This is a genomic window from Acetobacterium fimetarium, from assembly GCF_014284475.1.
Lineage (GTDB): Bacteria > Bacillota > Clostridia > Eubacteriales > Eubacteriaceae > Acetobacterium > Acetobacterium fimetarium.
Window position 1 is genome coordinate 37,499 of sequence record NZ_WJBC01000013.1, and the last position, 13,457, is coordinate 50,955.

The window sequence follows — 13,457 nt, forward strand, 5'->3', positions numbered from 1 at the left end:
GAAGTGAAAGCGTGATATCTGACAACATTGAAAAAATAAAATCTGAAATTCCGGATCATGTAACCCTTGTTGCAGTGACAAAATATCACAGCACGGAAGATACAAAAGCGGTGCTGGATGCAGGCGTTTACGATCTCGGAGAAAGCAAAGTTCAGGATTTCCTGAGAAAATACGAAGAAATTGGAAATGGACCGCGCTGGCATTTTATCGGTCATTTGCAAAAAAACAAAGTGAAGTATCTGATTGGAAAAACCTTCCTGATCCATTCAGTCGATTCCATTGAATTGCTGAATGTGATTGAAAAGGAAAGCGAAAAACAAGATACGGTAACATCTGTCTTGCTGCAATTGAATTTAGCCCGGGAAGACACGAAATCAGGAATTTTACGGGAAGATCTGGAAGCGGTGCTAAAGGAGCTACCCAAGTATAAATATATTAAAGTCAAGGGCTTAATGGCAATTGGTCCGTTAACGCAAAATAATGAAGAAATTCGTAATATTTTTGTGGAATTAAAGAAAATTTATGATAAAATAAAAGAGAAATTTTCGGACGAAGTTATCCAAATGACTTACTTGTCCATGGGCATGACTGATGACTATACAATTGCAATAAAAGAAGGTTCCAATATGATTAGAATTGGACGAAAAATATTTATGTAGTGAGGAGATATACGATGGCAGAAAAATTTAAGGATAAAATTATTAAGGTTTTTGGTATGGAAGTGGACAACGAGGACGGTTATGAAGAAATCTATGAAGAGGATGTTTATGACGACCATAGTGAAGAAAGCAAGAGTGCTTTCACTGCTCCAAAAGCAAAAAAGACATCAACGACACCACGACATAGCGAATTATCCTTTGATGAAGGTCCGGAAGTATTAGTATTGGAACCCGAAGTTTTTAAAGATGCTCCCAGCATCTGTAATAAAATCCGTTCAAACAAAACGGTCGTATTAAACCTGAAAAACACCGACTATGAAAACGGCAGAAAAATATTTGACTTTTTAAGTGGCGCTTTGTTTGCGCTGGATGGGTCAATCAATAAGATTGCAGATAATGTCTTTATTTTAGCACCGAAAGCAGTATCGGTTTTAACGAATCCCGAAAGCGGCGATGTTGATTTCAATGCGCCGATCTTAGAGTGGGATGAGAATATGGAATAGGTTTATCAATGCTTCCAGGAATTCTCATACAGGCTGGATACTGGCTGTTTGAACTCATTACAATATTGATCTTTGTTAATATTGTTTTCAGCTGGGTCAGACCGGATCCAAACAACCCGATTGTGAAGGCTATTTACGGATTGACGGAGCCGATTTTAGCACCATTGCGCCGTTTTACAGTTTTTGGTCCCATTGATTTTTCACCTTTTGCTGCGGTTTTATTATTGCAAATGGTTATTTTCCCGCTTTATAAAATGATCATTGTTTTCATTTTCTAAAGGTCGGCAGTTAATTGCAAGATGAAAGGATGTCTGATGACAGAAAAGAAAGATGTTTTTTTATTATCGCGTCTTGTCGATGCCTGCAGTAATGTTTATGCACCACAGTTTTTCGATTTCTATGATGAAGTGATGCAGCGAAAAATAGAGGACACCATAAAAAATTATGGTGTCCCTTATCTGTTTTTTGGAGGGCACACGGAAGCAGAGCGCAAAATGCTGTGTATCTACCCGGATTACATGGATAGTGAAGATCTGGAATGGCCTATATTTGCCATCGAGTTTGAAAAAACAATTCCCATCGACCACCGTCATGTGCTGGGAGAACTGATGTCCTTGGGCATCACACGAGAATGTATCGGTGATATCGATGTTGGTGAAAAACGAGTTCAGGTGATTGCGCATCAGCGGTTGCAGGATTTTCTATGGATGAATTTCAATAAAGTCAAAGGTCGGGAGATCAAGACCAAGATGATAAAATGGAATGAAATAGTGCCGTCTGAAAAGAAGTTCAAACGTATTTCGTGCGTGATTGCCTCCAATCGGCTGGATGGCATCATCAACAAAATCTGGGGGTTTTCCAGGCAGAACAGCCTGGTGTTCATTAAACAGGGAAAAGTACGGGTAAACTACACAGAAATCAGCAAAAATGATTATCGGATCAATGCCGGTGACGTCATTTCGTTGAGAGGTAAGGGAAAAGCTAAGATTGTCAGCATGGATGATCGGACCAAAAAAGGAAATATCCGGGTTGAAGTTGACAAGTACATATGATAGTCGACTAGAGGAGAGAATGAGATGAGCAAACAGAAATTTGACTACCTGGTACCATTGGAAACAGACCAACGTCTGGATCAGTTCTGCTGCACTTTGCCGGGAGAGTATTCCAGAGAATATGTGAAACGATTAATAACAGCGGGTGAAATACTGATAGACGGCCAAAAAAAGAAAGCCAGTTATCGCTTGAAAGGCGGGGAAAGTATTTCCCTCACGATTCCAGAACCGGAAGAATGCCATATTCGGCCTGAAAATATCGCTTTAGCTATCATTTATGAAGATGATGATGTCATTGTCGTCAACAAGCCGCAGGGAATGGTGGTTCACCCGGCCCCCGGCAATCATAGCGGCACGCTGGTAAACGGACTTCTTTACCACACTAAAGATCTTTCCAACATCAACGGGGTGATGCGTCCGGGAATCATCCATCGTATCGATAAAGATACTTCAGGACTGTTGATGGTCGCGAAAAATGATTGTGCGCATCACAACCTGTCTGAGCAGCTGCAAGAGCACACAATCCTGCGACGGTATTACGGTCTTGTCAAAGGGGTGGTAAAACCCAGCAAAGGCACGGTGGATATGCCCATCGGACGGCATCCCCTGGATCGAATCAAAATGGCTGTCGTTGAGAAGAATTCGAAAGCTGCCATTACCCATTTTGAGGTGATTAAACGCTTTGCGCGGTACACGTTTGTCCGCTTTCAACTGGAAACAGGGCGGACCCACCAGATTCGAGTCCATATGGAAAAAATCGGTCACCCGTTAGCTGGCGACCCGTTGTATGGCAAAGGGGATAAAAACAATCCCTTCAAAACGCAGGGTCAATGCCTGCATGCGCAGACTTTAGGCTTCATTCATCCCAGAACGGGTGAAAAACTCGTCTTTAAGGCGCCGCTCCCGCAAAGCTTCGTTGAGATTCTAAAAGGCTTGAAATAGCAAAAAACAATCTCGCCTAAGTCCGGCCATGATCGTCTCCGGTTAGTCGTTATCGATGACGACTTCCATGGCATCCACGGCATCCTGGGTCGGCGTGACATACATGGTGTTTTGATTGGTGAAAATAACCATCCCCGGTTTTGCTTTACTGGGTTTTTTCAAATACTTGAATTCAAGATAATCCACTGGCACGTTACTTGAATGCTTCGACTTGCTGTACCAGGCGGCCAGGACTCCCGCCTCCAGAACCGTTTTTTCAGTGATGAAACGTCCGTTTGCAACAATCAGAACATGTGAACCGGGAGCATCCTTAACATGGAGCCAACAGTCCTCGTCTTTTCCCATTTTTGTGGATACATAATCGTTCTGATAATTGTTTTTTCCGACAAAGATATGAAATCCTTCGGATGAAAGATAATGAAGCGGCTTTGAAAGCACCTGTTTTTTTCTGTCTTCCTTGGAAAGGGCCTTTTTATTGAACTCGGAATGAAGAAATTCATGACGAATTTCATCCAGTTCATTCAGTTCAGTGGACTGCTCCAGACCGTTCAGGAGGCTTTCCAGGTAATAGATTTTTTCTTTGGTTTCGCTGATGTAGCCTTCTAAATACTGCAAAGCGATTTTACTCTTGTTGTACTTTTTATAATAGCTCTGAGCGTTTTGTGCTGGTGTTCGATTGACTTTTAGTGGGACGTCAATGGTTTGATACGCGGGGTCATAGTAGTTTGCCAGTGTGACGGTTTCCTGCCCTTTCTCGATGGCATAAATGTTAGCCGTGATCAAGTCCCCATAGAGTTTGTATTTTTCGTTCTTATGGGAGGTTTCGACATCTGACTGCAAATTTTTCAGCTTCTTGACGTTTTTCTTGAGCAGCGTATCCAGCTGATGACGCAGATTGGCGCTTCGCGTTTTAAAACGGATGGCCTTGTCCCGTTTGAAATAATAGTCTTCCAGCATTTCAGATACACTTGAATAGACTTCAATGCGATGAGCTTCACGTAAATGATGTAGGCTGATCGTTGAAAAGTCCACCATTTTTCGATTCAGATAAATGATATTTGGACAAGCTTTTTCCCTGATGGCGTTAACGACCTGGTTAAAACTTTCATAGAGATACTGCTTCTGTTTTTTGCTCAGTTCGGATATCAAACTGTTGGAATTGATCCCGTTTCGAAAAGCGATTTCTCTAGCGATGGCGGGACTGATTCCCAGGAAAGCCTGCACGCATGTTTTTTCGACCGTTGCTTCCTGATTGAGAAGAAGAATTTCATTAAAGGAATCCTCGTCAACCTGAAAAAAATTCAAGCGGTTGTTTTCGGGCGGATAAATATAGTCGCGGCCGGGAAGAATTTGCCGATACCGGCTGGAGGTAGTACCGACTTTTTTCATGGAATCGAGGATTCTCTGGGATTCGTCAACCAGGATAATGTTGCTGTTTCGCCCCATGATTTCGACAAGCAGTTTTCGCACAACCGTGTCATTGAATTCATTCTTTGACGAGATTGACAGCTCCAGAATTCGATCCGTTTCATGTTGGTCAATATCGACAATGGTGCCATTTAAGATATATTTCCGCAGAACCATGCAAAAGCTCGGTGCAGCGCTGGGGTTTTCCTTGATTTTTTCAGTTATGTAAGCCCGGGGATTGCTCGCGTTCGCAGACAGTAGAACATGATATTTCTGATTGCCCACGTTGACCAGCATCCGGATTTCATCGGTTTCCGGTTGATATATTTTTCGGATGCGGCCTCCAACCAGGAGGTCTTTGAATTCTCGGATCAGGTGATACAGGGTTACGCCGTCATAAGCCATATGGATGATGCTCCTTTCGAATCGTTGCATTGATTTTATCATTTTATTGAAAGATGTAAAAGCCTTTTAGAAAAATAAAGGGATACCGAATGTAAAAAACGGATGAATTTTAGATTCGGCATCATTAAGAAACGGACAGGATTGTTGACTTTTTCAGAAGAATTCGATATAGTATATTGATTAAGTAACTATATAGTGTAAATAAGACTTTATCAAGAATAGTGCTTAACAATTTTACGACGGCACTGAAAATGAGAAATCTGCATGAAGTCATGGACTGGTGATGGATTATTGCAAGTCGAGACTGCGCGCATCTCAAGTGCTTACCTGGGAAGGAGTGTTGGTTTTACTAAGGCATATGGAACGGATGCCTGCGTGCACAAAATAGTGCATGGAAAATCGGAGAACCTGATTAAAAGCTCATAACAATGCTTCGAGGAAAATGTTAATGATGCAAAAATGTGTGAGAAGATGTTGTTGACGGGCCCAGCCATAATGACTTTAACGGCAAAATTAACACGGTTGATTTGAGTAGAAATGGAGAATACGATGAAAAGTATGACAGGCTTTGGACGAAAGGATTTTCGTGATGAGGAAGTTGATTGTTCAATTGAAATCAAAACAATTAATCATCGCTTTAGAGACTTTTTCATAAAAATTCCAAAAACATTTAATCCGATTGAAGAGAAAATCAGAAACACCATATCACAATACGTAGCAAGAGGCAGAATTGAAGTATTTATAAAATATAACGAATTAGGCACAAAAAACAAACGGATTGTTTTCAACCGTGAACTGGCAGTAAATTATATCACGGTTTTAAATGAAATCCGCAGGCTTGATTCGATGATTGGCGATGACCTGAGTTTATCACTTATTTCAAAATTCCCTGACGTTATGATGATTGAGGAAGATTATGATGATTACGAAAGTATTTGGGTGAAAATAGAACCAATTTTACTAAAGACACTGGAGGAAGTTGATGCCAGCCGCGAAAGGGAAGGAAGCGCCCTGCAGAAAGATATCGTCAATCGTTGTCAGACCATTCGGACGGATATCACTGAAATAAAATTGAAGAGTCCGGATATGCTTGATCGGTACAAAGAAGATCTGCGTGAAAAAATATCTTCTTATGTTGAGTCCGTTGAAATTGACGAAAAACGTCTCTTGACGGAGGTTGCATTGATGACCGACAAGCTTAATATCGATGAGGAATTAACCCGTTTGCAAAGTCATTTAGACCGATTAGAGGAAATTATCGTTGAAACAGAACCGGTAGGAAGAAAATTGGATTTCTTAATCCAGGAAATTAATCGAGAGATCAATACAATTGGATCAAAAGCCAATGATTTAGCAATAGCAAATATTGTTGTGGATGTAAAAAGCGAAATCGAAAAAATACGCGAACAAATTCAAAATATTGAGTAGGGGTGTTTAAAAAATCTATGAGTGATTGTCCAATTGAAAAAAACAAAACAAATCAAGAACAATTATCGGAGCCGTTTTTTGAAAGAGATAAGGGGATTCTTATTGTAATATCAGGGCCATCCTGTGCCGGAAAGGGAAGTGTCTGCAAGATTATCTGTAAAAATAATCCGGACCTTCGTCTTTCTGTTTCCGAAACGACCCGAGAACCACGGAATTATGAAAAAAATGGTCGTGATTATTTTTATGTTTCAAAAGAGAGTTTTGAAGAAAGAATAACGCAGGGACAATACTTAGAGTACGCGACAGTTTATCAGAATTATTACGGAACACCTAAAGATTATGTTGAACAATTGCTTGACTCGGGTTACGATGTCATTTTAGAGATCGATATTCAGGGCGCGGCAAAGGTGCGAAGCAATTATAAAGAAGGAATTTACATTTTCATTGTACCGCCTTCAATGCAGGAATTGAGACGCCGAATTGAAGAACGGGGAACTGAAAGTAAAGAACAAATGGAAATGCGATTAAACTGTGCGTATGAAGAAATGAGAAATGCTGACGACTACAGTTATATTGTCATAAATGACAAACTTGAAGAGGCGGCACGGCGGGTTCAAAGTATTATTACGGCCGAAAAATGTCGAACGGAACGATTAAAGAATAAAATTGAAGATATACTTGGGAGGTAAAGATGCGATATCCTGCATTAAATGATTTAATAAAAAAGGCGGACAATAAGTATTCACTCGTGAATGCAACAGCAAAACGTGCCAGAGAAATAGTGGAGGGGGATGAGCCCCTGGTAAAAATTAAAATTGATAACCCGGTGACGATAGCCACTAATGAAATAGCTGAAGATATGGTCGGTTTTATCCATAAAGAATTATCAGAAGATGACAAAGATGATCAAGAACCGGTATTGACTGCAACAGATGAAGAAAACCAAACTCCAGAAGAATAGGACTGATAAACTGTGAAAATTGCGGAGGTTTTTTTAAATCAGAAAAACAAGCGCATTGATCTTGCCTATGATTACGTCATTCCTCAAAAACTGGAAGCCGTTATAAAAGAAGGAATGCGTGTTGTCGTTCCATTCGGCATTGGAAATCGGCGAATTGAGGCTTTTGTTACGGTTGTAAAAGAAGCGTCAGATTATACCGGGAAAATAAAAAGAATAACAGAGAATATTGATGTAAAACCAATTTTGAATAAAGAACAAATAGAACTATGTCTGTGGATGAAGGACTTCTATTGTTCTTTATTTTATGAAGCCCTCTCTTTTTTCACCATGGGAATTAAAACGAGTCAGGAAATTAATTATCACAGAAATGAAGGCGATTTTACGCTCGATTTAAATGAAACCTGGTTTATGGAGCACTATTTCAAGCTGGGGAATGAAGCTGTTTCTCGAAAAAAAATAAAACAGGATGATCGGGCCATATTGGACCAACTCATCAAAAAAAAGGCAATTGACGCAATTAAAACCTGGAAAACCATTTCTGCAAATGATGAACAGAGCGACTATCGCTATCATCTATCGGAAAGCGGGCGAGAAGCACTTCAAAATGACCGGAAAATTGGAAAAAAGCAGCGAGTGCTGCTTGAATACTTGCGCTATAAAGATATGAGCGGAGCGGATTTGAAAATGTGTTCAGATCAGTTTGATAAGAGTCTGGCACCAATGATATCGCGAAACTATGTCTTAAAGACCGCAGCCGTGCCTCAAAGAGAAGCAAAGGAAGCTTCGGAATCCGCCCAAATAAACGGTCCCCAGGTGATCCTTGGTGATACAGAAAAAAAACAGTATCACGAATATAAAAAAATGATCAAGCTGAACCGGGGAACATTTTTTTATGCATTTGATGCGGTGAGCAAATACCGTTTATTTTTTAAGGCCATTGAAGATAAAGTAAGCGCCAATCAAGCGGTGGTCATAATTTTTCCGGAAGTCAATATGACATTTCAGCGGATGGAACTGTTCTATAAGTACTTTGGCGCCAAGGTCGGCGTTTTTCATGGCCGATTGACGCAAAAAGAACGGTTTGTCCTGTTTGAAAAAGTCAAAAGCGGATGCATTCAAGTGGTCATCGGCGTTCGGTCTGCTTTGTTTCTACCGTTTAAAAATCTGGGCCTGATCATCATCGACGACGAACACGATGCGTCGCATATGACAATATCGACACCCAAATTTCATATTACAGATATTGCAGAAAAAATCAGTCAGATGAATGGCATTCCGTATATTCTGGCCGATGACGTGCCACGAATAGCGATCTGGCATCAGATTGAAAACAGAAAACTGAATAAACTCGAAATTGGGAAACCCGGCAAACATCAGCATAAGATTGAAATTATTGATATGCAGAAAGAAATGCACAGCGGCAATATGGGTGTTTTAAGCCGCCAGTTGATCAAACAGATGAGAACGTCGTTGCAGCAGAAACAAACGAGCGTGCTTTTTATAAACAACAAGGGTTATGCCAACAGCATCTTCTGCAGAAATTGCGGCCATGTTGTGAAATGCCCAAACTGCAATGTTTCTTTAAAATATTTAATCAATGATCATTCGCTGCACTGTCATTATTGCGGCCATCAGGAAGCGATTCCGACACGATGTTCCGTCTGCGGCAGTGATAAAATAAGGCATCTGGGTCTTGGTATTGATCAGTTGGCAGAACATATCAGAAAAATGTTTCCCCAGGCCCGAATAAAAACAGTGCAGGGGAATTTGAAACGATTGGAAATAAAGAAAACGAATCGCGAGTTGGCGAATGGCGATATTGATATTATTATTGGAACCCAGGTGATTATCAAGCATTTCAGTTTTTCTGATGTCGGCCTGGCAGCGGCAATTCTGATCGACCGGGATCTCAATCAGGGAGACTATCGGGCATCGGAAATTGTTTACCAGATGTACAGCCGTTTTTTTGAGAAGACCATGAAAGCTGAAACGATTGGCCTGATCCAAACAAACGAACCGGAAAACGACACCATTTATTCAATCGTCAATGAAGATTTTCCTGAATTTTATCGGGAAGAAATACAATATCGTAAACTGATGAAATATCCCCCCATCGTCAACATGATTGTATTTGTTGTATTTTATAAGAATGAAAAAGAAACTGAAAATGATGCATTGAAATTATACGTTGCACTGAAGGAATGTTTTGGAAAAACAGGCGCGAACTATTCGCTCTACAAACCAATTCGTCTTGGTGTCACACAGGGGGGCAATTTGAGTTATCAAATTGTTTTAAAAATTACCGAACTGAATATATTTCAGAGAATCATGCCGGAAATAATCAAGTCAGGTGTTATAGAAAAATTGAAATCAAAGGTTTCAATTCAGATTAATCCATAAATTGTAAAATCAGGAGGAACAAATGGCAATTAGACAAATAAGAATCGATGATGACCCAGTTCTTAGAAAAAAATCGAAGGTTATCGGGGAAGTGAATGAAAAAATACGGATCCTCAGTGAAGATATGATTGAAACCATGAAGCAGGCTGATGGAGTCGGTTTGGCAGCGCCTCAGGTTGGTATTTTAAAGAGAATGGTGGTAATCGATGTCGGGGATGAACATGGACCAATGACGTTTATCAACCCCACCATTCTTTCAACCGAAGGTGAAGCAATTGACGAAGAAGCCTGTTTAAGTCTGCCGAAACGTTCCGGAAAGGTTTTACGACCGCAATCACTGGTCGTTGAAGCAACGAATATTGAAGGCGCGGTTTTTCAGCTAGAATGTTCAGATTTGCTGGCCCGGGCAGTCTGCCATGAACTTGATCATCTCGACGGGGTTTTATTTATTGACCGCGTAATAAAATGAAAAAGCTGAAAATTGTCTTTATGGGGACAACAAGCTTTGGGGTTCCGGCGCTGGAAAAACTGGTGGCTTCCGGCTATGAAGTAGCGGCAGCAGTCTGTCAGCCGGATCGACCGAATAAAAGAGGGAAAAAGGTGGAAATTCTGCCTTTGAAAGCAAAAGCCCTGGCGCTTGGCATCCCGGTTCTGCAGCCGGAAAAAGTCAAAGATCCGGAATTTGTCGAGCAATTAAAAGCTTTTCAGGCGGATATTTTTATTGTCGCTGCCTACGGCCAGATTTTGTCAAAAGAAATTCTGGAGATGCCCCGTTACGGGGCCTTGAATATTCATGGCTCATTGTTGCCGAAATACCGCGGCGCCGCACCGATTCAACGGGCGATCATTGACGGCGAGCAGAAATCAGGGGTAACCATTATGCAAATGAGTGAGGGCATGGATACCGGTGACATGATTTCGAAAGCGGAATGTCTGATTACGGAAACAACAACATTCGATGCTTTACACGATGCATTGGCTGGTTCGGGAGCTGATCTGTTAATCGCTACTCTGGAAGATTTAATCGGCGGCAGGATTGAGCCCATCCCGCAGAATGAGGAAGAGGCGACCTATGCTGACAAAATCCAGAAAGACACCGGCCACATCAACTGGAATGAAAAGGGTTCAAAAATTCTGTCACTGATCAACGGAACAGATCCCCATCCAGGAGCCTATACATTCTATCACGAAGAAAAAATGAAATGTTTTTCTCCCCAATTGATGACGTGGGAAGGATCAGAAATACCGGGAACATTACTGACAGCCAATGCCAAGGAAGGCCTGATCGTCAAAACGCAAGACGGCGCATTGAAAATTGGCGCAGTACAGGTACCGGGCAAAAAAAGAATGGAATCCATTGTTTTTCTGCGGGGAAAAGCGATGGAGATGGGAACTGTTTTAAAATAGACTAAGCAGTTTTTTAGAAAACTATGATAAGATAACTGAAACGATATAGCAAGATTACTGAGGAGGAGAACAGATGTATTTTATACCATTTGACTGGACATTTTTATTACTCGTACCAGGAATGATTGTGGCGGCGTATGCTCAGTTTCAGGTAAGCAGCGCTTACAAGGCATACAGTAAAGTGCGAACAAAAAACGGCATTACCGGTGCTGAAGTGGCGCGAACATTATTGGACAGCAATGGCCTGAGTACGATTGGCATTGAGGGCGTTGCGGGAAATTTGACCGATCATTATGATCCAAGAAGCAAAGTGATGCGTTTGTCACAAGGGGTTGGCCAGCAGGCCAGCATTGCAGCAGTTGGTATTGCCGCCCATGAAACTGGACACGCCATTCAGGATAAGGAAGGTTACGGACCGCTTCGCTTCAGAAGTTTTATGGTGCCAATTACTGGATTCGCTTCAAACCTGGCTTGGCCGCTGTTTTTTCTGGGCTTTTTCTTTGCGCAAACGTCGTGGGGATTTGCTCTGATGGATCTTGGAATCGTCCTTTTTTCGCTGGCTTTGTTATTTAATATTATTACCCTGCCGGTAGAATTCAATGCCAGCAAACGAGCGGTTGAAGCACTGATGGATAATCATCTGATTCTGCCCGGCGAAGAGATCGGTGTCAAAAAAGTGCTGCGGGCAGCCGCCCTGACTTACGTGGCAGCCGCGCTGATGTCGCTGCTGACCTTATTGCGATTATTGATTCTGAGAGGGTCGAGAGATTGATGAATATGCGAGAACAAGCGTTGGAAACCCTGCTGAGAATTAACTATGAAAAGGCGTATTCCAATCTGGAAATCAAACAGGTGCTGTCGGGGCATTCGATGAAGGATGAGGATCGCCGTCTTTTTCTTAATATCGTCTACGGCTGTCTGCAAAATCAAATCTATCTGGATTATATTATCAAACAAAACAGCAGCAGACCGGTAAACAAACTGCACAGGGAAGTCAGTGAGATTTTAAGAATTGCAATCTATCAAATCTATTTTCTGGATAAGATACCCAGCTATGCCATCGTCAATGAATCCGTTAATCTGGCAGCCAGGATTCAGCCCCAGGCCAAAGGGTTTATTAATGGGGTGCTGCGGAATATTATCAGAAAAATCGAAAAGGATGGCAAAGAATTTAAGTTCGAAAATTGGAACAATGAAAAAGAAGCCTTATCGATTCGCTATTCAGTGCCACTTTGGATTGTCCATAAATACTATGAGACCTACGGCAAACAGACGGCAGAAGCCATCATACCGCTGCTGAATGAGCAGCCGCCTTTTACCATCCGGTGCAATAATTTAAAAATATCCAGAGCGGCGTTGATCGAGCAGTTCGAAAAACTCGGCGTCGAAGCGGTTCCGGGGATGCTGTCTCCAATGGCAATTCATCTGCATAATTTGGGCGTATTTGAAAACAGCATCGAAGAGACGTCTCTTTACAAAGAAGGCTATTTTACGATTCAGGACCAGGCAGCGATGCTGACGGTTGAGCGCCTGAATCCGCAGCCGGGTCAAAGAGTGCTGGACATGTGTGCGGCGCCAGGCGGAAAAACAACCTATCTCAGCCAGCTGATGAACGATGAAGGTGCGGTTATCGGACGTGATATTTTTCCGAATCGCCTGAAACTCGTCAGCCAGGCAATGAGAAGATTGGCCTGCACGAACATTTCATTGCAGGAACAGGATGGCTGCGTTTATTTGGAAAAAGACAAAGAATCATTTGATAAAATTCTGCTTGATGCTCCCTGTACCGGTTTGGGCGTGATCAGACGGAAACCGGAAATAAAGTATCACAGTACCAAAGAGGGCCGCAAAGAGCTGGTTAAGATTCAGGAAAAACTCCTCGAAAATGCAGTCAATTATTTGAAGCCGGACGGAGAAATTCTATATTCTACATGTACAATAAACAAAGATGAGAATGAGAATCAGATCAATAAACTTTTGCAAAAATATCCGAATCTGAAAGTCCTGCCGGATAAAAACGGCAACGACTATACCTATACCAGCCCATTACTCGATGGATGTGACGCATTTTTCATGTGCTTGTTAAAGAAATAAAATAATGAAGTCGATATTTCAACTACTTTGCTTACAAAAGCTGCTTTATAGATGATGCAGCTTTTGTATTTTAAAGTAACGACTTTTTAAACTTCTTTAAATTTCAGACGAATAAATTGTATAAACGGTTTTTTTTTGGTATAATAGATCAGTCTATGTAGAGCATGCTCATTGAATCGAGCACTTCGTAAGGCTTCAG

13 protein-coding genes and 1 pseudogene are annotated in these 13,457 nt (G+C 41.5%); 13 read left to right on the forward strand and 1 reads right to left on the reverse strand.

Annotated features, from left to right (window positions below; translation table 11 throughout):
* The first annotated feature begins 11 nt into the window (after positions 1-11).
* From GH808_RS09785 to GH808_RS09805, 5 genes are read left to right on the forward strand one after another with little or no spacing between them, the layout of a single operon-like run.
* Positions 12-659, forward strand: a complete 648-nt coding sequence (locus GH808_RS09785) for a YggS family pyridoxal phosphate-dependent enzyme (RefSeq protein WP_186842601.1) — start codon at positions 12-14, stop codon at positions 657-659.
* Between the two features lie 14 nt (positions 660-673).
* Positions 674-1,162, forward strand: coding sequence for a cell division protein SepF (locus GH808_RS09790; RefSeq protein ID WP_186842602.1), 489 nt, complete (start codon positions 674-676; stop codon positions 1,160-1,162).
* A gap of 8 nt (positions 1,163-1,170) precedes the next feature.
* Entirely contained in the window at positions 1,171-1,440 is a 270-nt protein-coding gene (locus GH808_RS15785) for a YggT family protein (protein ID WP_186842603.1), read from the forward strand.
* A gap of 36 nt (positions 1,441-1,476) precedes the next feature.
* Positions 1,477-2,214 carry a YlmH family RNA-binding protein gene (locus GH808_RS09800; protein WP_186842604.1) on the forward strand — a complete coding sequence of 246 codons (738 nt, stop codon included), beginning with the start codon at positions 1,477-1,479 and terminating at the stop codon, positions 2,212-2,214.
* A 24-nt stretch (positions 2,215-2,238) separates the two neighbouring features.
* Positions 2,239-3,156 carry an RluA family pseudouridine synthase gene (locus GH808_RS09805; RefSeq protein ID WP_186842605.1) on the forward strand — a complete coding sequence of 306 codons (918 nt, stop codon included), beginning with the start codon at positions 2,239-2,241 and terminating at the stop codon, positions 3,154-3,156.
* 42 nt (positions 3,157-3,198) lie between these two features.
* On the opposite strand, the gene GH808_RS09810 is transcribed toward GH808_RS09805, so the two are convergent.
* Positions 3,199-4,998 carry an Rqc2 family fibronectin-binding protein gene (locus tag GH808_RS09810; RefSeq protein WP_243166179.1) on the reverse strand — a complete coding sequence of 600 codons (1,800 nt, stop codon included), beginning with the start codon at positions 4,996-4,998 and terminating at the stop codon, positions 3,199-3,201.
* Between the two features lie 519 nt (positions 4,999-5,517).
* Here GH808_RS09810 and GH808_RS09815 point away from each other — a divergent pair.
* The 8 genes and pseudogenes from GH808_RS09815 (at position 5,518) to rsmB (ending at position 13,258) form a co-directional block, all read left to right on the forward strand.
* Positions 5,518-6,396, forward strand: a complete 879-nt coding sequence (locus tag GH808_RS09815; RefSeq protein WP_186842606.1) for a YicC/YloC family endoribonuclease — start codon at positions 5,518-5,520, stop codon at positions 6,394-6,396.
* Positions 6,397-6,413: 17 nt separating this feature from the next.
* Entirely contained in the window at positions 6,414-7,085 is a 672-nt protein-coding gene (gene gmk / locus GH808_RS09820; RefSeq protein WP_186842607.1) for a guanylate kinase, read from the forward strand.
* 2 nt (positions 7,086-7,087) lie between these two features.
* Positions 7,088-7,267 (forward strand): annotated as a pseudogene (gene rpoZ / locus GH808_RS09825) (DNA-directed RNA polymerase subunit omega); the annotation flags it as partial.
* A 102-nt stretch (positions 7,268-7,369) separates the two neighbouring features.
* Positions 7,370-9,757 carry a replication restart helicase PriA gene (gene priA, locus GH808_RS15640; RefSeq protein WP_186842609.1) on the forward strand — a complete coding sequence of 796 codons (2,388 nt, stop codon included), beginning with the start codon at positions 7,370-7,372 and terminating at the stop codon, positions 9,755-9,757.
* A gap of 22 nt (positions 9,758-9,779) precedes the next feature.
* A complete protein-coding gene (def, locus tag GH808_RS09835) occupies positions 9,780-10,226 on the forward strand; it encodes a peptide deformylase (protein ID WP_186842610.1) in 447 nt (148 codons plus the stop codon).
* Complete coding sequence (gene fmt / locus GH808_RS09840) at positions 10,223-11,164, forward strand: methionyl-tRNA formyltransferase (RefSeq protein ID WP_186842611.1); 942 nt, start codon at positions 10,223-10,225, stop codon at positions 11,162-11,164. The genes def and fmt overlap by 4 nt, the downstream gene beginning before the upstream one ends.
* Before the next feature lie 73 nt (positions 11,165-11,237).
* A complete protein-coding gene (locus tag GH808_RS09845) occupies positions 11,238-11,936 on the forward strand; it encodes a zinc metallopeptidase (RefSeq protein ID WP_207722301.1) in 699 nt (232 codons plus the stop codon).
* Positions 11,936-13,258: a 16S rRNA (cytosine(967)-C(5))-methyltransferase RsmB gene (gene rsmB / locus GH808_RS09850; protein WP_186842612.1), complete on the forward strand. Its 1,323-nt coding sequence runs from the start codon at positions 11,936-11,938 to the stop codon at positions 13,256-13,258. Before GH808_RS09845 ends, rsmB begins: the two co-directional genes overlap by 1 nt.
* Positions 13,259-13,457: the final 199 nt, after the last annotated feature.